The 22,836-nt window shown below is 42.3% G+C and carries 21 protein-coding genes; 14 read left to right on the forward strand and 7 right to left on the reverse strand.

Translation table 11 applies throughout. The annotated features are described in order from the left end of the window. Positions 1-126: 126 nt before the first annotated feature. On the reverse strand, positions 127-1,302 hold the full coding sequence (locus tag FTV27_RS13620) for a diguanylate cyclase (protein WP_180063311.1): 1,176 nt from the start codon (positions 1,300-1,302) through the stop codon (positions 127-129). 392 nt (positions 1,303-1,694) lie between these two features. On the opposite strand from FTV27_RS13620, the gene FTV27_RS13625 reads away from it, so the two are divergent. The 3 genes from FTV27_RS13625 (at position 1,695) to FTV27_RS13635 (ending at position 3,938) form a co-directional block, all read left to right on the forward strand. Next, positions 1,695-2,642, forward strand: coding sequence for a pirin family protein (locus FTV27_RS13625; protein WP_078194052.1), 948 nt, complete (start codon positions 1,695-1,697; stop codon positions 2,640-2,642). A 68-nt stretch (positions 2,643-2,710) separates the two neighbouring features. After that, positions 2,711-3,109 carry an OsmC family protein gene (locus tag FTV27_RS13630; protein ID WP_180059666.1) on the forward strand — a complete coding sequence of 133 codons (399 nt, stop codon included), beginning with the start codon at positions 2,711-2,713 and terminating at the stop codon, positions 3,107-3,109. 151 nt (positions 3,110-3,260) lie between these two features. Continuing rightward, positions 3,261-3,938: a glutathione S-transferase family protein gene (locus tag FTV27_RS13635; protein ID WP_180079001.1), complete on the forward strand. Its 678-nt coding sequence runs from the start codon at positions 3,261-3,263 to the stop codon at positions 3,936-3,938. On the opposite strand, the gene phoR is transcribed toward FTV27_RS13635, so the two are convergent. From phoR to FTV27_RS13650, 3 genes are all read right to left on the reverse strand, one after another. After that, complete coding sequence (gene phoR, locus FTV27_RS13640; RefSeq protein WP_180024719.1) at positions 3,935-5,293, reverse strand: phosphate regulon sensor histidine kinase PhoR; 1,359 nt, start codon at positions 5,291-5,293, stop codon at positions 3,935-3,937. The genes FTV27_RS13635 and phoR overlap by 4 nt on opposite strands. 23 nt (positions 5,294-5,316) lie before the next feature. Continuing rightward, positions 5,317-6,027: a phosphate regulon transcriptional regulator PhoB gene (gene phoB, locus FTV27_RS13645; protein ID WP_078194048.1), complete on the reverse strand. Its 711-nt coding sequence runs from the start codon at positions 6,025-6,027 to the stop codon at positions 5,317-5,319. Positions 6,028-6,256: 229 nt separating this feature from the next. Beyond that, positions 6,257-6,940 carry a TetR/AcrR family transcriptional regulator gene (locus FTV27_RS13650; protein ID WP_111885789.1) on the reverse strand — a complete coding sequence of 228 codons (684 nt, stop codon included), beginning with the start codon at positions 6,938-6,940 and terminating at the stop codon, positions 6,257-6,259. A gap of 224 nt (positions 6,941-7,164) precedes the next feature. On the opposite strand from FTV27_RS13650, the gene FTV27_RS13655 reads away from it, so the two are divergent. From FTV27_RS13655 to FTV27_RS13695, 9 genes are all read left to right on the forward strand, one after another. Beyond that, positions 7,165-7,995 carry an SDR family oxidoreductase gene (locus tag FTV27_RS13655; protein WP_180010800.1) on the forward strand — a complete coding sequence of 277 codons (831 nt, stop codon included), beginning with the start codon at positions 7,165-7,167 and terminating at the stop codon, positions 7,993-7,995. Positions 7,996-8,875: 880 nt separating this feature from the next. Continuing rightward, a complete protein-coding gene (locus tag FTV27_RS13660; protein ID WP_180079002.1) occupies positions 8,876-10,357 on the forward strand; it encodes a carbohydrate porin in 1,482 nt (493 codons plus the stop codon). A gap of 33 nt (positions 10,358-10,390) precedes the next feature. Continuing rightward, the gene (locus FTV27_RS13665; RefSeq protein ID WP_078194045.1) at positions 10,391-11,446 is read left to right on the forward strand and encodes an ABC transporter substrate-binding protein; all 1,056 of its coding nucleotides are present in this window, start codon (positions 10,391-10,393) and stop codon (positions 11,444-11,446) included. A 9-nt stretch (positions 11,447-11,455) separates the two neighbouring features. Continuing rightward, positions 11,456-12,709: an MFS transporter gene (locus FTV27_RS13670; RefSeq protein WP_180079003.1), complete on the forward strand. Its 1,254-nt coding sequence runs from the start codon at positions 11,456-11,458 to the stop codon at positions 12,707-12,709. Next, positions 12,706-13,554, forward strand: coding sequence for an ABC transporter permease (locus FTV27_RS13675; RefSeq protein ID WP_180073556.1), 849 nt, complete (start codon positions 12,706-12,708; stop codon positions 13,552-13,554). Before FTV27_RS13670 ends, FTV27_RS13675 begins: the two co-directional genes overlap by 4 nt. After that, positions 13,551-14,345, forward strand: a complete 795-nt coding sequence (locus FTV27_RS13680; RefSeq protein ID WP_180079004.1) for an ABC transporter permease — start codon at positions 13,551-13,553, stop codon at positions 14,343-14,345. Before FTV27_RS13675 ends, FTV27_RS13680 begins: the two co-directional genes overlap by 4 nt. 12 nt (positions 14,346-14,357) lie before the next feature. After that, on the forward strand, positions 14,358-15,413 hold the full coding sequence (locus FTV27_RS13685) for an ABC transporter substrate-binding protein (RefSeq protein ID WP_249749038.1): 1,056 nt from the start codon (positions 14,358-14,360) through the stop codon (positions 15,411-15,413). Positions 15,414-15,415: 2 nt separating this feature from the next. Next, on the forward strand, positions 15,416-16,249 hold the full coding sequence (locus FTV27_RS13690; RefSeq protein WP_180079005.1) for an ABC transporter ATP-binding protein: 834 nt from the start codon (positions 15,416-15,418) through the stop codon (positions 16,247-16,249). A 20-nt stretch (positions 16,250-16,269) separates the two neighbouring features. After that, positions 16,270-17,100 (forward strand): ABC transporter permease, encoded by an 831-nt coding sequence (locus FTV27_RS13695; RefSeq protein ID WP_078194039.1) that lies wholly within the window; start codon positions 16,270-16,272, stop codon positions 17,098-17,100. A 171-nt stretch (positions 17,101-17,271) separates the two neighbouring features. On the opposite strand, the gene FTV27_RS13700 is transcribed toward FTV27_RS13695, so the two are convergent. Continuing rightward, entirely contained in the window at positions 17,272-18,366 is a 1,095-nt protein-coding gene (locus tag FTV27_RS13700; protein WP_180079006.1) for a sigma-54-dependent Fis family transcriptional regulator, read from the reverse strand. Positions 18,367-18,596: 230 nt separating this feature from the next. Here FTV27_RS13700 and FTV27_RS13705 point away from each other — a divergent pair, with 230 nt between their 5' ends. Together FTV27_RS13705 and FTV27_RS13710 are read left to right on the forward strand one after the other, a co-directional pair. Then, a complete protein-coding gene (locus FTV27_RS13705; RefSeq protein ID WP_067765474.1) occupies positions 18,597-18,812 on the forward strand; it encodes a molybdopterin-binding protein in 216 nt (71 codons plus the stop codon). Positions 18,813-18,857: 45 nt separating this feature from the next. Continuing rightward, positions 18,858-19,682: an ABC transporter ATP-binding protein gene (locus FTV27_RS13710; protein ID WP_180079007.1), complete on the forward strand. Its 825-nt coding sequence runs from the start codon at positions 18,858-18,860 to the stop codon at positions 19,680-19,682. 165 nt (positions 19,683-19,847) lie between these two features. Here the strand turns inward: FTV27_RS13710 and FTV27_RS13715 are convergent, their stop codons facing one another. Together FTV27_RS13715 and FTV27_RS13720 are read right to left on the reverse strand one after the other, a co-directional pair. Further along, on the reverse strand, positions 19,848-21,212 hold the full coding sequence (locus FTV27_RS13715) for an LLM class flavin-dependent oxidoreductase (protein ID WP_180079008.1): 1,365 nt from the start codon (positions 21,210-21,212) through the stop codon (positions 19,848-19,850). A gap of 254 nt (positions 21,213-21,466) precedes the next feature. Next, the gene (locus FTV27_RS13720) at positions 21,467-22,834 is read right to left on the reverse strand and encodes an MATE family efflux transporter (RefSeq protein ID WP_180035133.1); all 1,368 of its coding nucleotides are present in this window, start codon (positions 22,832-22,834) and stop codon (positions 21,467-21,469) included. Positions 22,835-22,836 lie beyond the last annotated feature (2 nt).

A 22,836-nucleotide genomic window follows, 5' to 3' on the forward strand; every position in this document is an offset into this window, starting at 1 on the left:
TGTCCCTTCTCCATAAATGGCTTAGGAAAATTATGAATAAAAAACATACAAAAATATCTACCTGAAACTTGGGATTTTTCGAATGAATGATAAAAAATCGTCTGTTGAATGTTACAAAATATATTATTAACTTGCTGTTTTATAAGTTGATATTTGATTTCTTCCTGCAGATTTTGCTTGGTAAAGTGCCTGATCGGCCATGCGAATAACACTTTGTAAATCTCGGTTTTTTTGACCAAATTCGGCAACACCAATTGAAACGGTAAATTTAAGTTTTTGTAGTGTATCAAGTTCTAAATAATCATCGGCTATGGCCCGCCGTAGACGTTCGGCAATATCTTGAGCCTGACGCAGGTGTGTCTGCGGTAAAAGGATAATAAATTCTTCACCACCGAAGCGGGCAATGATGTCTTGGCTACGTAAAGTATGTCGGCACGTTTCGGCAATTTGTTGTAAAACATGATCACCAATATAGTGCCCAAACTGATCATTAATATTTTTAAATTTGTCGACATCAAAAATCAGTAATGAAAGCGGCTGTAACGGTTTGGACTGATGATGAATATGATAATTGGCAAGTTGAATAAATTGACGGCGATTGTTTAAGCCGGTCAGCACGTCGGTATGCGCCATAATATTGAGCGCTTCACGGTTCAACTGATCGAGTTTGCTATGTAAAAATACAATTCTGGATTTTTGCGTTGAATTCCAACTGATATACAAACTAAATAACAATACGGGAGAATAGATCAAGATAAACAGTTGCAGTTGATGGATATTGCCAGAAATGGCGAAATACACCCCAATCAGTAAAATTAGACTGATACATAGAGAAATGAGCACAGCAGCCTTAAAGCGGATTTGCACACATAAATTGGCTAACACAATAAAAACCAAAGATGCATATAAATAGATCGGCACATCGGGGCTATTGGATAAATTGAGTAGGCTAAACCACAGGGCAGAAGCGCCAACGATCGATAGGGGAAGCATCAAGTCAAAGAGTAAAATGCTCTTGCTATATGTATAAATGACCCATGTGATGCCCATCATCAGTAAGGTATAGGCCGTTTTTAAGCCTATCGCGAGCAAGCCCACATCGGGCAACATAAACCAATCCGCTATGGCATAAGAGAGATAGGCCAATTGTGCAACGATGTTGACTTGGAAAAAGAATTTAAAAAGTTGACGACGATGGTAGTGGAAAAATTCTTGACGAAATTGAGCAGGAACGCGAACAACGGTTCCTTTCAAGGCTTTTTGGATCAGTGCACGTGATTCTTTCTTATACTCATTGATCATGCAAGATTACCGACGGGTGAGCATGGTTTGTATGTAAGTTTATGTAACTAAAATAATTTATATCATTTTTATTTAAAATTAAACACGTAATTTCAACGATTTGTGAATTATTTGGTATTGTTTGGTCAAAAGTGAGTGTTAATTTATGTTACTTAAATTTACATTTCACGTGATTTGAACAATTAATTTCGCATTGGATATTGTCTAAATAAGCATCGAAAACTGTTATGCTGTATGTCATATTAGGCAACAAAAAAACGATTGTCCTATCTCTGTGATTCAGCGTATTAATGACAGCTGAAGAAGATTGAGTTAATGCAGATATAATGGAAAAAATGCATAGCTCTAGCCGGTAGTCCTTGCTTCGGCTTAGCCAAATTTAGGGTAAGAATATGACCAATACTAATTACACAGAAATATCTCATTCCGACGATTGTGAAAAATACGTCAATCAGTTCATTCAAGAATTTCCACTGCGCCGTGCTGAAATTGGTCAAGGCACAGTGATTAAACGTGCTTTACCAAGTCGTCATAAACGGATGATTGGTGCATGGTGTTTCCTTGATCATGCCGGTCCAGTGCATTTTCCGCAAGGTGATGGCTTAGATGTCGGTCCACATCCACATATTGGTTTGCAAACCTTTACCTGGATGATTGATGGTACCATGATGCATACCGACAGTTTGGGCACACATCAGTTAATTCAGCCCAAACAAGTCAATCTCATGACAGCGGGTTATGGTATTTCGCATACTGAGGTTGCTCCAGAGTCTGAAACACAAATGCATGCTGCGCAGCTTTGGATTGCATTGCCAGATGACAAAATCAATATGGCGCCCCAATTTGACCATTACCCAGAATTGCCTGTGGTGACGCAAGACGGGATTGAATTGACGGTATTGGTGGGTGAATTTTTACAGACTAAATCGCCGGTAAAAGTACATAGTGAATTATTGGGTGTCGATCTGCGTAGTTCGGAAAGTCAAAGTACCGTCCTGCCGCTCAATCCAAAATTTGAATATGGCTTTATGGCCCTCGAAGGGACTGCCAGTATCAATGGTCACGAGCTAAATGAAGACAATATGGTGGTTCTTGAGCCGGGCTTAACCCAAGTCAAAATTGACCTACATGCAGGTGGCCGTGTTTTATTATTAGGAGGTGAACCTTTTGAATCACCGATTTTGCTGTGGTGGAATTTTGTGGGGCGCACACAAGAAGAATTGAATATTGCCCGTGAGCAGTGGATTAATCAGGACGAACGCTTTGGCTCTATTCCAGACTATGATGGTCCACGACTAGAAGCACCGGCTTTCCCTGATAAAATGCGTCCATCACGTTAACTTAAAAATAAAAATGAACAGCCGTACCTGTGGTGAAAATGGTGCGGCATAACCATGAGGGAGTCATTATGGGTATCGTCGCAACGGCAACAGTAAACACCTTACAAGCACCGTGGTCAGGTGAAATTCAGAGTGGAAAACATCAACTTATTACCGATAAGCCCGAATCATTTGGTGGCGGGGATTTAGGTTTAGCACCGTATGATTTACTGTGTGCATCTTTAATCTCATGCACAATGATTACCTTGCGCATGTATGCAGCACATAAACAAATCCAATTGGGGGAGTTTAGTGTTGAGGCAGACTTTTGTGCGAACCGTGAAGGTGCTGAATGGGTTGAGCGACGTCTGCATTTTCAAACATCCTTGGATGCAGAATTAGAGCAAAAGATCTTGTCCATTTGTGAAAAAACTCCAGTGACAAAAACTTTATTGCGCAGTGTAGACATTAAAACCACTCTAGTTTAATTTAAATGCAGGTCGCTGCTGTACTGTGCAAAATTTAGTTTTGATACAGATCCAAGCAGTGATCTGACACTTTTTATGATTTAACTACTTCAAAATAATAATGGCTTGCCAGAAATAAGAAAATTTTAGACTTCATATAGGAGATGAACCCATGCGGGTGCTACATCATCTAGAAAAATCTCGTTCATTTCGTATTTTATGGGCAATGCAGGAATTAGGACTGGATTATCAGGTTCAGTTTTATCTGCGCCAGCCAAATTTGTCTGCTCCTCCTGAGCTTAAAGCCATCCATCCTTTAGGGAAGTCGCCCATATTGCAGGATGATGGACTGGTCTTGGTAGAATCTGCAGCGATCTTGGAGTATTTACAAGAGAAGTATGATCGGCATGATTTTTTTGCAGCCAAGGCGGAACATTCAAAACAACAATATCGCTTTTGGATGCATTATGCCGAAGGTTCTCTAATGCCGTTGTTGGTGATGCAGTTGGTCATGAGCAATGTGCCGCGCCATGTACCTTGGGTCATCAAACCCGTAGCTAATCGCATTTGTGATGGGGTCAAAAAAGGTTTTGTACGACCTCGCTTAAAAGAACATATCGAGTTTTTAGAAAACCATTTAGCGGAAAATGAATATTTTGCGGGACCGTTTAGCTTTGCGGATATTCAGATGACGTTTCCATTAGAAGCCGTCATGACCAGAACTCAAGGGCGATATCCACAAATTCAGGCTTTCTTACAACGGATGCAACAGCGTCCTGCATATCGCCGTGCCAAACAACAAGAACAACAGTTGGAAGCACAGCAAGACCGGCAGCATGATTCCGCTTAGCTCACATGATACAAGCGTTCTTTAGGGAAGACGACTTTAAACAGCGAACCACGGTTTTCTTTGGACTCAATTTCAAGGTGTGCCTGATGTTGCATCAAAACGTGTTTCACGATGGCAAGACCTAAACCTGTTCCTCCCGTTTGGCGACTACGTGCGCTGTCCACACGGTAAAACCGTTCCGTTAAACGGGGTAAGTGTTTCGGGTCAATCCCGATACCCGTATCTTCAACGGTAAAATAACCATGCGTACCATCATCATGCCAACCAATGGTCACAGTACCGCCTTTGGGGGTGTATTTAATTGCATTGGTGATGAGGTTACTAAAGGCACTCGCCAATTCCATATCTGATCCGATCAGGTCACAGTGACTATCAATCTCGAGATTCAGTGTATGTCCATAATCCACATTGTAAGCATGTGCATCGTCATATAGTTGGTTCATTAGGCTGGGCATTTCAATGATTTGATTTTTAGCAACTTTTTTATCATTTTCCAGACGAGATAATAATAACAAGTCATTAACCAAAGCATTCATACGGCGGGTTTGAGACTGCATTTGATCGAAAGCACGTTTCCAGCGTGGATTTAAATCTTCCTGATCGGTAAAGGTTTCGATATAACCACTTAAAACCGTAAGCGGTGTGCGTAACTCATGTGAAATATTATCGACAAAGTCTTTACGCATCTGCTCAAGGTTATGCATACGCGTGACGTCATAGGCCACCAGTAATCGACTTTCACGACCAAAACGGGTCAATTTCACTTGCACATAATGGTCTTCAAATACCGATGATTTCATTTTTAAACCATCGGGGGCTAAATCGATATTGGTAAAGTATTCGATAAAACTAGGCTGTCTTAAAATACTTAAAATATTGCGCCCTTGATCGAGCTGTTGAATCCCCAAAAGCTTTTCTGCGGCAGGGTTCCACCATTCGATTTGGTGTAATTCATCAATCAATACCACCGCTTCAGCAAGTGCCACCAAGGAAGATTGAGCGCGGTCGATTAGGCCGACCATTTCAGCTTGTACGATGCGTTCTTGGCGCTGCGCACGGTATACATTAAAGAGCAAAGCCCCCCAAATGCCGTCTAAATTCGGCGGGACATCATAGGGACGGTTTGAAATCCATTCGTTAACCAAGTACAGCGAACGCATTTGCAATGCAAAGAACACTGCAAAGGCAATTAAGATGCAGATCCATAAGTACCCGATACCAAAGCCGATGAGTGCAGCAATGAGCAGGAAAAATGCCAGCAGTCTTAAATCCTGCTTGGCAAAAGTCCATAAACTGCTGTAACGGAATTTTTTATGTTCACTGGCAAGTTCAGGGACGGGATACGGTTCGTACATAGAAAATTAAAGACCTAAAATGACTAACCCATCACAGCGTCTGCACGGGTAGAGAAACGGTAACCTGTACCACGAACAGTTTGCACATAACGATCGGCTTGGAAAGGTTCAAGAACTTTACGCAAACGACGAATATGAACGTCAATGGTACGGTCCTCAATATACACGTTTCCACCCCAAACCTGATCTAATAATTGAGCACGGGTATAGGCACGTTCAGGATGAGTCATGAAAAAGGCTAATAGACGATATTCAGTCGGTCCCATATCTAAAATGGTGTTACCAAAGCTGACACGTTGGCTGACTGGATCGAGGATTAAGCCATTGGCATCAATGGTTTTTTCACCACCCAATGCATTTGAGCGACGCAGCACCGCTTTAATGCGTGACACTAACTCACGGGTGGAAAAAGGTTTGGTCATGTAGTCATCTGCACCCGCGTCTAGACCTTGGACTTTATGGTCTTCTTCACCGCGCGCAGTGAGCATGATGACTGGAATTTCTGACAAATTTTCATCGCGTTTTAAACGACGACACAGGTCTACACCACTCACGCCACCAGGCATCATCCAATCTAATAAAATCAGTGCAGGACGCTGATCCACAATCATTTGGTGCGCTTGTTTGGCATCTTCAGCTTGCTGACATTGAAAACCAGCCATATCCAGTGAAGTATGGATCATTTCCCGAATCGGGAGTTCGTCGTCGACGATTAAAATATAGTCATCTTTCACAGCGCAATACCCTATTTTATGTAAACGGTAGACCGTTTTATATTTATGACAGGCTTATTACAAAGATTAATTATGACAGTATCATTGCAAAAATGATCTTTCATTGGGGTTTAGAAAGAAATTGTGACAATTTAAATCCTGAAATATTCAACAACATGGGCTTTGCATCATGCTGCTGTCACAAAAAAATCATTCAAAAAATTGTAAAGATCAGTGTTGAGCTCAGAATTTATTTCCTGGGTTTTTCAGAAAAAGCATCCAACAAGGCCAAAAAGACCACGCTACATGACGATAAAACTTCGTCAATCGGTTGTTTATAACCACTCATGACCCAGCGAATCGCGATTTGGGTGACATAACCATTGAGACCTGTTGCGACCATTGAAATTTCGCGTTCTGAACGATCAATATTCGGCATCATGAGCATGACAAAGGCATGAATCATACGGTCAAAGCGCATCATGGTTTCATGAATTGTGGCTTGGTTATGTAGCTCTTGTACCAACATGGCATCGATATAAATGATGCGCGCCATACGGGGATTATTTTTTAAAGTTAACAATAGGGCGGTTAAACCCGCTTCAATCATTTTTTTAGAATCGGTGGATGCTTGCATGATGGCTTGCATCACGTTTTGTTGCAGTTCATCGATTAATTTTAAAAAGATGGTCTGGAACAGTTGCTCACTTTTCTTAAATGATTCATAAAAATAGCGTTCGGTCAGCTTGGCTTCCAAACAAATATCTTTCACAGTCACGGAAAAAAAGCCATGTGTACCATAGGCTTCTATACCGGCTTCAATCAGTTTTTCACGTCGCGCTTGCTTACGTTCACTGAGAGAAAGCCCTTTAAATTGACGTTCCTTCACATTTTTTGCCTGTTGTTGTTCTGTGTGATTTGTTGCATCTGTCATGAAAATATACGCTGAACTAAAGCAGAATTTTGTCTTATTTTAGCAATAATTTCAGTTTAAACCTATGTTTAAGTATTGGCGATTTCAACAGCTTAGCACGTCCTAAGATGACATTGACAATATGTATTGTCAAACCTATATTAAGTCGACGAACTGCACACATTGGCAAATGAGATCACGCTGTGATAAAGCCAAGCGGCAGCATAAAGGAATAAGGAATCACAATGAAAAACTTCAAAAATAAAGTGGCTGCCATTACAGGTGCAGGTTCAGGTATTGGTCAGCAATTGGCTGTGCTTTTGGCTAAACAAGGCTGCCATCTGTCTTTAAGCGATGTGAATGAACAGGGACTAGCGGCAACCGTTGAATTGGTTAAAGCCAGCAATGTACGTGTAACGACGCAAAAACTCGATGTGTCAGACCTTGCAGCAATGAAAGCATGGGCAGCACAGACCGTTAAAGATCATGGTTCGGTGAATATGATTTTTAACAATGCGGGTGTGGCATTGGGCACGACCGTTGAAGGGGCAAGCTATGAAGAACTGGAGTGGATTGTCAATATTAACTTTTGGGGCGTGGTTTATGGCACCAAAGAATTTTTACCGTATATCAAGCAAAGTGGTGAAGGTCATATCATCAATATTTCCAGCTTGTTTGGCTTAACAGCACAGCCAACACAGTCTGCATATAATGCCACTAAATTTGCAGTACGTGGTTTTACCGAATCTTTACGCCAAGAATTGGATATTGAAAACTGTGGCGTGAGTGCGTTATGTGTACATCCGGGCGGTATTCGTACCAATATTGCCAATGCCGCAAAAATGAATGACAGCTTGAAAAGTTTAGGCATGAACCCACAAAAATCGGCACAGTCCTTTAATAAATTCTTGCGTTGTCCACCTGAAGAAGCGGCTCGTCAAATCATTGCAGCAGTACAAAAAGATAAGCGCCGTTTATTGATTGGTAATGATGCAAAAGCGATTGATTTAATTCAACGTTTGCTACCGACGGGTTATCAAAAATTAACTGCCATGGCGACTAAATTTGGTCAATAAGCGGTAATTAAAATCAATTGAAAAGAGCCCACGTCAGTGGGTTTTTTTATGCTCTAGTAATATTAGAAGCGCAATTTGATCCAAATAAAAGAACGATACGCGGTAGTGTCATCCGCAATTGTTTGAGACAAGACGACTTTTAATCACAAATGTTTTTGCGATCCTTTGAATCATTTGATGGTATTGATCGAGTTTTGTCGGTGAGGTGTATTGCACCGCAAGATGGTTTCCTTGCGAAGCACGCTTCTCATTTTGTCGAATGAGAAACAACGTTTCGTAAGAGTACCTCCAGCCGAAGGCTAATCCCGTTATTCAATCCCTAGATGTAAGACTCCATCGAATAGATTTAAAAATCATTTTAAAAATCCGAAATTACTTTTACAGGCGTAACATCAGTTATTAAAAGCCCAAAGCGTATTTCTTATTTCATAAAATGAGATATAAAAATGGAAATAACTGATGATTTGAAATAAGCAACTGTTGAATAACCAACAGTTTTTTGGCGTTAAAATCAACAGAATTTATCAGATTTAAATAATAAAACTTTAAAAAATAAATACTTAAAATGTTGGCACAGTTGTTGCCATATTAGAGTGAACAAAACTCACCACTGTATGGAACATTTATGAGTACTTTTACGCATCGATATCTTTCTGCTTTTCGTGTCCTACAACAGGCATGTTGTTGTGCTATGACACTCGCGATGATGCGCGCTTAAATTCTAAAAGCTGTCTTCGAGTTTCGGTCGTGCATAAGTTGAATAAAACCTACGACCACTCAGATTAATTTTTAAAAAACCCACGCAGTACATTCACTTCATGCACCTTGCATGGGGTTGGGGGATTTTGCGCTTTGGGAAAAATGTTAGTGAAACCAAATCATGAAAAAAACCACATTAACCGTTGCGGTCGGACTGATTTTATCCGCAACCAGTCAGCTGAGTTTTGCATCCGATGAAGCACTTCAGCAAGAACTGAGCAGCTTAAAACAACAAATTGAGAGTTTGCAAAAACGCTTAAATGCCGTGGAATCTGGTGCGACGAAAAGCCAAGTCGTCGAAACGGCCGCTGTGACGACAGAAGATACGACCAACGCCGCTGATGTTGAAGGTGAAACGCAGGTTGCAGAAGTAACCACAGCAACATCCGAAGATATCGACGGCTTACGTGCAGATATTGAAAACTATAAGTACGATCAGTCACGTCAATATGAACGTCAAACCACCAAATCGACCCGTGACACAACCCTGTATGGCACGGTTCAACTACGTGCCAGTGCGCTCGATGAAACGGGTGTGTTGGGTTCAACCAAATCGACATTTGATATTGGGACTGCGCTGATCGGTGTACGCGGGAATTTATTCCGTGATTATAACGAAGGCAAAAACCTCGATTATCAATTGTCCTTTGGTTATGGCAAACGCAATGATGGCACTAATAACAGTAACTTTAACTTACTAGATGCCTTTGTTCGCTATAACGCTTTTGCCACCAATGCGGGCCCCGAAACAGCCAAACTGAACTTTACGCTCGGTCAGCAGTTATTACCCTTTGGTTTAGATGTGCAGTCTCCTGAAGATTTGCGTCCAACCATTAGTACCGCTGCAGCTTCGACCCTTTTAGGACTGTTTAACCGTCAAAATGGATTTATCGTCCGTGGTGATGCCAAACCTTTTGTCGACTTTGCATCGAACTACCGTGCGCCGCTATTTGAGTATGCCTTAGGGGTAACCAATGGGAACGCCAGCAATAAGGCAGATGACAACAATGGCAAAGATTATATCGGTCGTGTGGCTTTTACCTTGCCAGTGGACTACGCCAGCATTTTCCGTGAGTTGAAGTTCGGTGCCTCTTATATCAAAGGCGAATCGAAAATTTCAGCCGGCGGAATCAGTGATGATGCTGCAAAACGTGATCGTTTGGGTTTCGATATTTATTATAACCACGCTCCATTTGGTGTGACCTATGAATATCTGCAAGGCAAGACCGATTATGTCGACACTGTAGCCCAAGACATCAAAGAAGCCAAAGCGGAAGGGCATACTTTTACCGCTTTCTACACCTTGGGCGATCAGTTCTACAACAGTATTAAATCCAATGCCAAATTTGATGATTTCTGGCCAAAGTCAGTCCAAGGCTATTACCGTTTTGACCGCTATAACCCGAATAAAAACAACGCAAGCTATCTCGACACCGCGAGCGGTCGTATTGGTGAATATGACATTCACTCTTTGGGCTTAAATCTGTTTTTTGCGCAAACCACAAAATTCCAATTACAGCTGAATCACTACCTGTTTGATGTCGAAACGGCAAATCAAAAAGACACCAATGAGCTGCAAGCTCAGGTTCAGTACACCTTTTAATTCAAATGTTTAAACCATTAAGGAACATTTAAAATGAAAATTATCTCTAAAAAAATCGCAGCTACATTCTTGGCACTTTCAGCACTGGGTTTAAGTGTTCAATTGCATGCTGCCAATCCCAAAGAAATTCGTATTTCTGTATCAGGCGCGGGTGAGGGGGGTAAACCCAAAGTGGGCGGTAGTTTTGTAGCTACAGCACATTTACGAGGTGTGCTCGAACAAGAATTTAAAAAAGATGGCATTAAGGTGAATTGGCTGTTCTTCCCAGGAGCAGGCCCTGCAACCAATGAAGCTTTAGCCAATGGCAAAGTTGACTTTGCATTGCATGGCGATTTGCCCTCATTGGTTGGACGTTCGACGGGATTAAAAACCAAAGTGTTGTTTTCAACAGGGCGTTTTGGCCCAACTTATGTGGTGGTGCCTGCCGGCTCTAATGCCAAATCCTTTGCAGATCTCAAAGGCAAAAAATTCTCCGTCTTCAAAGGCACCAATGGTCAGATCGTCTTTAACCGTGTATTAGCAAAATACAATTTAACTGAGCGCGATTTACGAGTGATTTCGCAAGATGCCTATTCGGCGCGTACTGCGTTAGCGACAGGTGATATTGATGCCACGATTACTTCACCGTTTAGTTTGCAAGCGCGTGGTGTGGCGAAAACATTACTAGAAATTAAAGATCCCAAAGTTGCACCGATTGCGCACTTTTGGGTGACAGAAAGTTTTGAAAAACAATATCCAGAGGTGGTGCAACGTGTCGTGACGACACTGATTAAACAAGCGCAGTGGAGTTCTCAAGAAGCTAATCGTAGTGCGCAATATAAACTTTGGGCACAAAGTGGCATTCCGTTGGTGGATTATCAAAAAACGTGGGATGGCTGGAATTTAAAGGACCGTACTACACCGCTACTAGACGAGTTCCATCGTTCACAAATTGATAGTGCTTTAAAAATTGCCAAAGACGCTCGCTTAATCCGTCGTGATGTAGATACCAAAACATGGTATGAGCCGAAGTATCTAAATAATGCCTTGAAAGAGCTGAAGTTAGAGGGTTACTGGCGCCAATTTAATGCTCAAGGTCAACCGAAGTAAGTCGCAGCCATGAGTCGTCCGATTGAAAGCAATGTAATTGCCAGTCCATTAACCACCAAATTTATGAGCAGTTTTGTGCTGCTCACGATTTTGGCTGGACTGGGTGTGGGTGTCGCACGGGTATTAATTTCCTTGTATGCCGTGCATTTAGAAGCCACCGAATTGCAATTGGGGCTAATTTCTGCAGCGCAAAATTTTGGCATTTTGATCATGGCATTGCCGATTGGTGTGTTGGTACAGCGCTCTGGATCTTTGAAAATATTCTGCATCGGCAGTGTGTTGGGCGCCGTGGTGTATAGCTTAACGCCACTCAAAGCCGGTGCATGGTATCTCTTTGCAGTCACAGCCTTAGTAAGTTTTGTCTTACCCATGCGGTTTGTTTCGATCAATACCGTTTTTTTGAGCAACTTAAAACGTTTAGGTCCAGCCCGTGCGGGTTGGTTTCGCGGTTCGCACATGATGGGATATTTCCTGATTGCGCCTGCATTGAGCGTGTTGTTGATCGAGCATTTCGGCTATGGCGGAAGTTTTTATGTGGTGTCTTTGCTTTTTTTAGGCACCTTGCTGTTGGCTCCGTGGTGCTTTCAACGTAGCACTCCGCAAGCGACGAATCACCCGCATTTTCAATGGCGAGATATTGTGGCGCCATTGGCACTGATCAAAACTCATGCCTCATTACGGATTGTTTGCATATTGGAATTTTTGAGCAGCGTGGCAAATAACTACTTTGGCTTTTTCATTGTCGTGATTGCTATCCAAAGTTTTGCACTTTCAGAGCCAATGGCGGTGATGCTGTTGACCGTACAAGGCATCGTCTTTGTGGGATCGCTATTCAGCATGGGTGGTTTGGCTGAGTTGATGGGTTATCAAAAGTTTTATTTGATTGGCCTAAGCCTGATGGCAACGGCATTACTGATTTTAGCCTTAACCAAAATCACGCTGTTGATGTGGCCTGCTTCGGTCATGTTTGGACTAGGGCTCGGTATGTTGCATATCGCCAATTTTATGTCTTTCGCCCGAGTGGGTGAGCAAACCGCGATGGCTAAGATTTCTCCAATTTTAGCCCTCGTCGGACCTTCGGGTGGACTGTTGGGTGGCTTGATAGGCGCCGTATTTGGCGCACAGGTTGGACTACAAAATTTATTTTTACCGATCGGGCTGGTGTTTATTGGTCTGATTATTTTGATCAGCAAAGATCAGGAATTTATTCAATTTTTAAAACCTGATGTCTCAGAACAGAGCGTAAAAGGACAAGAATTATGAGCCTTACGGATGTATCTGCACATTCGGTTCCCTTGCAAAGTGACCGAAGTGCGTTGGATTTTTTTAAGACCTATTTAAAACTAACTTTGCAAGTGGCGTGTGGACTCCTGATGCCAGTTTTGTTGTTGGGTCTATGGTATGTGGCAACACTTAAACAGTGGTTGCCTGAGCAGATTTTACCTGCACCGAGTCTGGTGTGGCAAAGCACAGTCGAATTATGGCAAAGCGGTGAATTGAGTTTTCATTTTGCCATCAGTGCCAAACGTATTTTATGGAGTGTCTTGCTTGGTGCCAGTGTCGGGATTTTGCTTGGTACTGTGTTGGGATTAGCAAAGCGTAGTCGGGACTTTATTTTTCCGACGGTGAATCTTGTTGCGCAATTTCCCATAGTTGGCTGGATTCCATTATTGATGATTTTCTTAGGCATCGATGAGGCTTTGAAGATTGCCGCTATTTCATTGGCTGTTTTACCACCGGTGTTGATTGCAACCTATAAGGGCATTACTCATGTGCCGAATAGTTTGATGGAAGTGGCAGAGGTTTACCAATACAGCAATTGGCAGAAACTCAAAGAAGTGATTTTCCCAGCTGCACTACCCAGTGTGATCAGTGGTTTACGTCAAGGCATTATGCAGGCGTGGTTGGCATTGGTTTTTGTCGAGTTATTAGCGAGTAGTGAAGGAATTGGTTATCTCATGGTGTGGGGACGTCAGCTAATGCAGATGGACTTGATCTTCATGGCGATCATTCTGATTGGTATTACGGGCTATGTCTTAGATACCTTGCTGGCTTGGTTAGAAAAAACTGCGCGCTTTCACGCAACCCGAGTAGGAGGGAACTCATGAGCATTCTTTCATTACACGGGGCAGCGCGCCAAGTCTTAGTTAAAGCAGCAAAAGCACTCGTTCTACCTGTGACATTTATCGCACTGTGGGCAGTAGCCTCACAGCAAAATTGGGTCGATCCAAAGTTGATTCCTAGTCCATGGCTCGTGCTGCAAAAAGCAGTAACCGTGCTCCAACAACCGAGCTTTTTGACAGGCTTTGGCGAAAGTTTGGCGCGAAATTTTATCGGCTATGGCATAGGTGCGATAGCGGGTGTGTTGTTTGGCATCTTAATCGCGAGTTCACGCCTTTCGAATTGGTTATTTGCACCGAGCTTTCATGTATTGCGTCAAATTTCACTGTTTGCATGGTTGCCACTCATTTCGACCTTTTTAGGTGCGGGACATGGCGCCAAAGTGCTGTTTATTACCTTATCGGTGTTTTATCCCGTGGCGCTACACACCTTTGAAGGTGTGAGCAGTATTTCGCATAAATATCGTGAAGTGGCCGAAGTCTACCAATTTCCCAAGACATACGCGTTTCGTAAATTGATATTACCCGGTGCTTCTGCGCAGATTTTTGTCGGTTTACAACTTGGGCTGATTTTCGCATGGCTTGCCACCATCGGCTCTGAATTTTTATTGGCGAACTATGGCAATGGTCTGGGCAATATCGTGATTCAAGGGCGTCAGGCTTTTGATTTCGAACTGATTATTTTTGGCATGTTGCTGATAGGAATTGTGGGCGTGTTGCTCAATACGGTACTGACTTGGGTTGAGCGTAAAGTTTTAGCTTGGCAGCAGGTTGGATAGGAGAACATAACAATGAAAAAAATGACAATCCATAACATTCCTCAACTCTGGCGCAATATGTTCCTTGCAGCATTGGTCGCTGGCACAGCCTTGGTTGGTTGCAGCACGCAGCGAGTGGATGAACCTCAGCAAGTGGCTTTAAAAGAATTACGCTATCAAAGCTATCCGGGACTGGTATCTTTGCCTGAGTTGGCACAAGACTTGGGCTATTTAGGCGACGTTAAACTCAGTTATGTCGGCACGGTACAAGGTGGGCCACAAGATTTACTCACCTTGGTGGCAGGAGATGTTGATTTCGCTGGCGCCTTTAATGGCGCTGTGGTGAAAGTTATTGCCGCGGGTCTAGATGTGGTCCCAGTCGTCGCATCTTATGGCAGTGATGCTGAACAAAACGTGGGTTTCTACGTGCTAGAAAATAGTCCTATTCGTGGCCCACGAGACTTTATCGGCAAGAAAGTCGCAGTGAATGCCTATGGGGCACATTATGACTTTGTGGTGAAAGATTATTTGGCCCGTCATGGCTTAACTGATGATGAAATCCGTCAGGTCGAACTGATTATGTTGCCACCCGTGAGCTCAGAACAAGCTCTACGGAATGGGCAAATTGATATTGCGGTGTTCTCAGGCATTTTGGAAAAACGGGCCTTAAAACATGGCGGTGTACGTAGCATCTTTAAAGATATTGACTTATACGGCCCCTTTACCGCAGGCAGTTTTTCGATGCGCGGAGATTTTATTCAAGCGCATCCCGAGTTGGCTCGCACCTTTGTCAGTGGCGTGGCCAAAGCTCAGGAATGGTTACACAACACGCCGAAAGAGCAAATCATTGCTCGTATGGAAAGTATTATCGAAAAACGCCAACGCAATGAAAACACAGCACTGATTCCATATTACACAGGTACAGGTGTTCACGAAGTCGGTGGCGTGCAAAAAGATCAGGATTTTGCCCCATGGGTGAGTGCCTTAGAAAAAGAACACAAATTAAAACCGAATCAAATTGAGGTCAGTCGCATCTATAGCAATGAATTTAATCCCTATGCGAAAGACCAAAAATCAAAAGGAATATAACAATGACCAGTGCATTACATTTAGATCACGTGCGTAAGGTTTTTCCTGCACAGAACCATGTCGGCAGTAAAAACTATAAGCCTGAATTTATTGCTGTAGAAAATGTCACTTTGGATATTCAACCGGGTGAATTTGTTTCAATCGTGGGGCCAAGTGGCTGTGGAAAATCTACATTATTAGACTTAATTGCGGGTTTAACCAAACCGTCGGCAGGGCAGATTTTACTGAGTGGTAAGCAGATTACTCAACCGGGTTTAGACCGTGGCATTGTGTTCCAGCAATATGCGCTCTATCCATGGTTAACCGCACTGGAAAATATTGAATTTGGTCTAGAAGCCAAAGGCGTAGCAAAAAAAGAACGCCGTGAAAAAGCCGAATACTATTTGCAGCTTGTAGGCTTAAGTGGCTTTGAAAAGCATTATCCAAATGAGCTTTCAGGTGGGATGAAGCAGCGGGTTGCGATTGCCCGTAGTTTGGCTTATGAACCAGAAATTTTATTAATGGATGAGCCCTTTGCTGCCCTAGATGCGCAAACCCGAGAAACCTTACAAGCCGAGCTGATCAATATCTGGAAAAGCTCGAAAAAAACCATTGTTTTTATTACTCACAGTATTGATGAAGCAATTTATCTGAGTCAGCGTGTGGCGATTATGACCTCAAGACCGGGGCGAATTAAGGAAGTGATTGAAATTCCTCAAAGCCTGCGCAGCTCCAGTGAAGATGTCCGTTCATTGCCTGAATATGGCCGAATTCGCCATAAAATTTGGTCATTGCTCAGTGAAGAAGTGATTAAAGCGCAAGCCCTCGAAAAACATAAACAGCTTGCACATAACTAAAATATTCAGAGGATTTATTTATGTCATCGACTAAACAAGCCATCAGTTATACACAATCGTATAACGACATTAAACCCAGACTACAATTCACTTGGTTAAACACGGTCTTTAAACGCACCATTGCCATTGTAGCTTTTTTCTTGCTGTGGGAGATTCTGCCGCGGAGTGGTGTGGTCAATCCGGCTTTTTTACCGCCGTTATCTGTGGTATTGGAAACTACATGGCAGCTATATCAAAGCGGTCAATTAGGCATCCATTTCTTGGCCAGTATAAAGCGTTCCATTATTGGTTTCATTTTGGCCCTAGCGATCGCCATTCCATTGGGTCTCATCATTGGTTGGTACAAGCTCGTGGCTGAAACTTTAAATCCATTGTTAGAACTGTTTCGAAATACCACAGCATTGGCGTTGATGCCGCTGTTTATCTTATTTTTAGGCATTGGTGAAACCTCAAAAATCAGCCTGTTGGTGTATGCGTGCACATGGCCGATTTTATTGAACACTATTACAGGCGTACAAACGGTCGATCCCTTACTGATTAAATCGGCACGAACCATGGGCCTAAAACCCTATCAATTGTTCCGAAAAGTGATTCTGCCTGCGTCGGTTCCGACGATTTTTGTCGGTATCCGTCTAGCAGGGGCAATTTCTATTTTGGCCTTAGTTGCAGTAGAAATGTTTGGTGCCAAAGCAGGTCTGGGATATCTGATTATTTATTCGCAATTTAGCTTTGAAATTCCACAAATGTTTGTAGGCATATTAGTCATTACCCTCGTGGGTTTATCCTTTAACTATTTCTTGATTGGACTAGAAAAATACTTTACAGCGTGGAAACGAAACCCCGTGGAATAATCTAGACAAAATGGAAAAATAAATAAAAACCTCGGGATATACCGAGGTTTTTTATTGCTGATTTTTTATATTTAAAATAATGCAATGAATAAAGAATAATGTAGATGAATATTTATGTATCAGTTATTGGGATTATTATTTTAATGTGGAATAAATAAAAATATGACTTATTTATAATAAGCCATATTTAATTAGGCGAGTGCGAATCACGTTCCTTGTCACTCCAAGCAAACGAGCCGTATGCACTTGATTGTATTGACAGTGCTGATACGCACTTCGGATAAATTTTTCTTCAATCAGCTCATTAATATTGTCTTGTTTCAGTTGATTTGCGGCTTGAAAAATTTGTAAAAAGGTCTGCTCAAGTAACTGTCCAGCATCTTGAATATCTTTGATGTTGGCTACAGCAGAGGTGGCATTTTGTAAGTTAAAAGGTTCTGCACGCGAAAACGACGATGCACTTTGAATACTCGAAAAACTAATATCTTCTGGTTCAATCACACCTTTTTCACTGACTAAAATCGCATGTTGAATGGTATTTTCTAATTCGCGAATATTTCCCGGCCAGCTATGTAAATGGAGTTTCTTGAGCGCCAATGGGCTGAGGCGTAATGGTGTGTCATGTGGGTTGGTTTGATAGACCTGAATGAAGTGTTTAACCAAAGGCAAAATGTCACCACGACGCTCTGAGAGACGTGGAATGCGTAGCAACGCCACATGTAAGCGGTAGAATAAATCTTCCCTGAAACGTCCTTCTTGTACTGCATGCTCTAAATCGACATTGGTTGCGGCAATGATCCGAACATTAATCGGAATGGATTTTAGTGAGCCGACTCGAACGATCTCTCTTTCTTGTAAAACACGGAGTAATTTGACTTGCATAGGCAAGGACAGGTCACCAATTTCATCTAAAAATAAGGTGCCATTATGGGCTGCTTCAAACCAACCGACACGGCTATTAATTGCCCCTGTAAAGGCTCCTTTTTCATGTCCAAATAATTCGCTTTCGACTAATGACTCGGTAAAGGCACCACAGTTCACTGCGATAAATGGACCTCTGGCACGATGGCTTAATTGGTGGATTTGGCGTGCAACCAATTCTTTTCCTGTGCCTGTATCACCAATGATGAGTGCATTGGCCTCACTTGGTGCAATTTGTTCAATTCGAGACAACAACGCTTGCGATAACGGGTCTGCAAAGACTGTCGCTGTTGCCCGTTTATGTTTCAGTGCAGAGGGCACTGCAGGGTGGGTCAAAATAGACATATCGTTTCTTATAGTTGTTGAAAATGCAGATCATGATGAAAGATTTAAAAATAAAAGATAAATAATAATTCGATATTTAAATATCAGTTTCACCTATAAATTCATGCGTGGATTATTTATCTGATTTTAAGATAAATAAAATCGGGATAACTAAAGGATAAATCAAGATATAGCAAGTGATTGAACTGTTTTATAGTAAAGCTCTCTTAATAACAAAAGGCATAATTAAAATGGCGATTACTTCAGTAAATGTGCGAAACCAATTCAAAGGCGTGATTAATGAAATCGTAGAGGGTCCTGTGGTTTCAGAAATTGATGTGGAAACCAAAGCAGGCTTTTTTACGTCCGTGATCACGACGCGTTCGGTGAAGGATTTAGATTTAAAAGTAGGTTCAGAGGTGGTGGTGTTAATTAAATCGACGGAAGTGTCGCTGGCTAAACTCTAAGGTTTAGTCCAGCAAAGTTTGTCAGCACAAATAGAGAATAATGATATGAGCGTAGAACAAGCTGGTTCGGTTTCTATTCAGCAGCTAACGAAACATTATCCCACACAAAAGCAAGAAGACTTAACCGTACTTAAGGACATTAACCTGAATATTCAGCCGGGTGAGTTCATTAGTATTGTGGGAAGTAGTGGCTGCGGAAAATCCACATTATTACGGTTGTTGGTTGGTCTAGAGCGTCAGTTTCAGGGCCAGATTTTGGTTGATGGTCAGCCTATACAGGGCACGAGTTTGGAACGTGGTATCGTGTTTCAAGATCATCGCCTGTTTCCATGGTTGACGGTACGGGAAAATGTACGGATTGCACTGCATAAAAGCCAGTTTAGCCGTGCAGAAGAAGACGTATTGATTGATGAACATTTAGAGTTGGTCAAATTAACCCAATTTAAAGATGCTTATCCTTCGCAGTTGTCTGGTGGGATGAATCAACGTGTGGCGATTGCCCGGAGTTTGGTGAATCGACCACAGATTTTATTACTCGATGAACCCTTTGGCGCACTCGATGCATTGACGCGGCAAAATTTACAGGATGAATTACAGCGAATCTGGCAAAGTGAAAAAATCACCATGATTATTGTCACCCATGATGTCGAAGAAGCGGTATTTTTGAGCGATCGGGTAGTGGTCATGCAGCCGCATCCGGGACGAATTAAACGTATTGTAGATATTCATTTAGCCCATCCGCGTAAACGCGAAGATGTCCGTCTGACCAATATTAAAAATGACATTTTGACTGACTTTAGTGATCCAGTAAAAGATCAGTTGCTTGAACCTTTATCTCACCGATTTGCCGATTATAAATTTGCATGGTAAGTCTGAATTGACCATCACCTAGACAATGTAAAAGCCCTGAATTCAGGGCTTTTTTTAGGCTTATCAAATATAGGTCAGTATGATCATCGCTTAAGTTGGATTAATATCAGTCCATAAAAATGCCCCAGTTGGGGCATTTGTTTTTCAGTTTTATTAAACGTTGGTTTATGAGGCTTGGGAGGTATGTCTTTTTTCTAAAACATATTGGTTTTCAGGGCGTTTTAGACCTAAGTTTTCACGTAAAGTCGTGCCTTCGTATGCCGTTCGGAATAGACCGCGACGTTGTAGTTCAGGAACGATGAGATCGACAAAGTCATTTAACCCCGCAGGTGTTGTTGGCGGCAGTACATTAAAACCATCGGCAGCGTCATTCTCAAACCATTCCTGCAGTTGGTCTACGACTTGTTCAGGCGTGCCGATCAAGGTCCAATGTCCACGGGCTGAAGCGATATATTGATAGAGCTGACGAATACTAAAATTGTGCTTCCGGGCAATATCAATCATCATCTGCTGACGACTGGAGAAATTAATGTCTGCATCTTCTATTTTCGGGAAAGGGGCATCTAGATCAAATTTGGCCAGATTAATGCCACCTGCCAAAGCAGACAATAAACTTAAACCCACTTCTGGGTGAATTAAACTATTTAAAAAGTCATATTTTTCTTGGGCTTCTTGTGCTGTCTTGGCAACAAAAATCGAAACCCCCGGCATAATTTTCAGGTCATCTGCATGGCGGCCATATTTCACTAAGCGGTTTTTGACATCACGATAAAAGGCTTGCGCATCTGCTAAGTTCTGCTGTGCTGTAAAAATCACTTCGGCATATTTACCGGCTAGTTCACGACCATCTTCAGATTGCCCAGCTTGAACAATCACCGGATAGCCTTGCGGTGGCCGAGAGACGTTGAGAGCACCCAGTACCTGATAGTATTGGCCCTGATGATTGGGCTGATGTTGTTTTCGGGCATCAAAAAATTGCCCAGTTTCTTTGTTGTAATGGAAGGTATCATCCTCCCATGAGTCCCAAAGTTTTTGAGTCACCTCAATAAATTCATCGGCACGTTCGTAACGCTCTTTGGGTTCAGGGTGCTGCTGAATGTTAAAGTTTTTTGCGGCATCGGCAGAGGCTGTCGTTACTACATTCCACGCAGCACGACCTTTAGAAATATGATCTAAAGAAGCGAATTTTCGCGCCAAAATGTAGGGGTCTTCATAAGTCGTGGACGCTGTGGCAATAAAGCCAATATTTTGCGTCACAGCAGACAGGGCTGCAAACAATGTGACGGGTTCAAAGCCGACGCCTTTATCGCCCAAACCTTTCTCACCTTCGACAGCAGAACTCCAACGGACAGACAGACCATCGGCAAGAAAGTAGGCATCGAATAGACCGCGTTCTGCGGTTTTTGCCAGTTCAATTGCATAATCAATATTGAGATGATCTTGTGGGCGAGATTCAGGATGACGCCAACCCGCGACATGCTGTGAGGTGGTTGGAATAAAAGCCCCAAGCTTTATTTGACGTTTAGACATAAAAAATTTCTCATCCCAATTATTCTTAAAAGATAAAAGGGATAAGAACAAAATCTATGCCAAACCGTAATTGTTTGAAAATATGCAATTTTTAATTTTAATTGGTTCTAGGTGTAGATAAATCAACAGGATATAAAACCAAATGTTGAAAAATAAACAGCAGTTTAACGGCAAACTTTATGCATGGATCCGTACAAGATTTTCCATATTGAGATGCAAAGCTGCGGATTGGCATTGAACGCTATTAGCGAGCCTTATAGCAATACTTTGATGGCTTTTCGTCTCCATACCAGTTGGTAATACAGCCCTTGTAAAATACATAAGCTGACAAAGGCCAAGGCATAGGCATACCAAATGCCTTTTAAGCCCCACCATTCACTGAATAGGTAGGCACACGGCACTTCAATGCAAATAATCGCCATAATATTAATAATCATCGGCACGGTCACCGTTCCGCTAGCCCGCATAATGGAAGCAAAAATCGCACTGGCACCAAAAAATAAAATCGACCAAAGCACAATGAACAGTAATTCTTGACCGAGAACCACAACTTCAGGATCTGTAATAAATAGCGCCATTAAATATTTAGAGAACAAATAGCCCAATGCCACCAAGATGCCAGTAATAATGAAATTCATCCCGATGGCCGTACGTTTCACGCGATTAATTAATTCAGATTGACCCGAACCGATGGCTTGCGCGGCAAAAATAGAAGCTGCAATCGCGATGGACAAGGCCGGGAATTGGATATAGTTCAAAACCTGATTGACCGCGCCATATGCAGCAGTAGCATCAGCACCATGGCGGTTAACTAAACCGACAATCACGAGACCGGCCACAGAGGTCGTGACCATCTGAATACCTGTAGGAATGCCTAGTTTTAAGATAATTTTGCTGAGATCATGTTGATGGCGAATATGACGAATCAACTCGAAGTCGAGTTTGAGCGGATGATCTTTCTTTTTTAAGTAGAAATATAAAAACACCAAGGCAATTAAAAAGCCGATATGACTGGCAATGGCAGGGGCAATAATACCTAAACTTGGAAATCCAAATTTTCCTGCAATTAGTACTGGTGTAATGATCAGCCCTGAACCAATGGTCATACCCGATGCAATCAGCGGTGTTGTACTGTCACCGACCCCACGCAAAATCGAGGTGTAAATAATATAAATAAAGAGTAGTGGACTACCCGCAAGCATCCATTGCACATAAGGCAAAGATAAATGCATCACGTCAGGGGCTGTGCCTAAGGCCAATAAAATGGGCTTGGCAAATATCACCCCTAAAAAGGCAATGATGCTGCCACCAATCAAGGTCATAAAAAGGGTGGAACCCACCACAGTACGAACTTTTTCAAGGTTTTGCGCGCCCCAAGCTTGACCCACCAACACGGTTGCACCTGCCGAGAGTCCAATCACAAAAGCCATTAAACAGAACAAGATCGGGAAAAATACCGCAACGGCTGCAATGGCATGCACCCCAAGCATCTGACCGACAAAAACGGTGTTAATAGTCCCAGATAAATTCTGCAAAATATTGGTGGCGATCAAAGGCACCAGAAAAACTAAAAACGTTTTCCATAAATTTTGCTGAGTAACGAGGGACTGTTGTTTTGACATGC

The organism is Acinetobacter sp. YH12251 (genome assembly GCF_013417465.1).
GTDB lineage: Bacteria > Pseudomonadota > Gammaproteobacteria > Pseudomonadales > Moraxellaceae > Acinetobacter > Acinetobacter amyesii.

Coding starts and splice junctions, on each gene's coding strand:
- FTV27_RS13630 (WP_180059666.1), top strand. CDS start 2,711: ATGGGTATCGTCGCAACGGCAACAGTAAACACCTTACAAGCACCGTGG.
- FTV27_RS13670 (WP_180079003.1), top strand. CDS start 11,456: ATGAGTCGTCCGATTGAAAGCAATGTAATTGCCAGTCCATTAACCACC.
- FTV27_RS13710 (WP_180079007.1), top strand. CDS start 18,858: ATGAGCGTAGAACAAGCTGGTTCGGTTTCTATTCAGCAGCTAACGAAA.
- FTV27_RS13680 (WP_180079004.1), top strand. CDS start 13,551: ATGAGCATTCTTTCATTACACGGGGCAGCGCGCCAAGTCTTAGTTAAA.
- FTV27_RS13660 (WP_180079002.1), top strand. CDS start 8,876: ATGAAAAAAACCACATTAACCGTTGCGGTCGGACTGATTTTATCCGCA.
- FTV27_RS13655 (WP_180010800.1), top strand. CDS start 7,165: ATGAAAAACTTCAAAAATAAAGTGGCTGCCATTACAGGTGCAGGTTCA.
- FTV27_RS13700 (WP_180079006.1), bottom strand. CDS start 18,366: ATGTCTATTTTGACCCACCCTGCAGTGCCCTCTGCACTGAAACATAAA.
- FTV27_RS13690 (WP_180079005.1), top strand. CDS start 15,416: ATGACCAGTGCATTACATTTAGATCACGTGCGTAAGGTTTTTCCTGCA.
- FTV27_RS13720 (WP_180035133.1), bottom strand. CDS start 22,834: ATGTCAAAACAACAGTCCCTCGTTACTCAGCAAAATTTATGGAAAACG.
- FTV27_RS13715 (WP_180079008.1), bottom strand. CDS start 21,212: ATGTCTAAACGTCAAATAAAGCTTGGGGCTTTTATTCCAACCACCTCA.
- FTV27_RS13705 (WP_067765474.1), top strand. CDS start 18,597: ATGGCGATTACTTCAGTAAATGTGCGAAACCAATTCAAAGGCGTGATT.
- FTV27_RS13635 (WP_180079001.1), top strand. CDS start 3,261: ATGCGGGTGCTACATCATCTAGAAAAATCTCGTTCATTTCGTATTTTA.
- FTV27_RS13695 (WP_078194039.1), top strand. CDS start 16,270: ATGTCATCGACTAAACAAGCCATCAGTTATACACAATCGTATAACGAC.
- FTV27_RS13665 (WP_078194045.1), top strand. CDS start 10,391: ATGAAAATTATCTCTAAAAAAATCGCAGCTACATTCTTGGCACTTTCA.
- FTV27_RS13650 (WP_111885789.1), bottom strand. CDS start 6,940: ATGACAGATGCAACAAATCACACAGAACAACAACAGGCAAAAAATGTG.
- FTV27_RS13625 (WP_078194052.1), top strand. CDS start 1,695: ATGACCAATACTAATTACACAGAAATATCTCATTCCGACGATTGTGAA.
- phoR (WP_180024719.1), bottom strand. CDS start 5,293: ATGTACGAACCGTATCCCGTCCCTGAACTTGCCAGTGAACATAAAAAA.
- FTV27_RS13675 (WP_180073556.1), top strand. CDS start 12,706: ATGAGCCTTACGGATGTATCTGCACATTCGGTTCCCTTGCAAAGTGAC.
- FTV27_RS13685 (WP_249749038.1), top strand. CDS start 14,358: ATGAAAAAAATGACAATCCATAACATTCCTCAACTCTGGCGCAATATG.
- FTV27_RS13620 (WP_180063311.1), bottom strand. CDS start 1,302: ATGATCAATGAGTATAAGAAAGAATCACGTGCACTGATCCAAAAAGCC.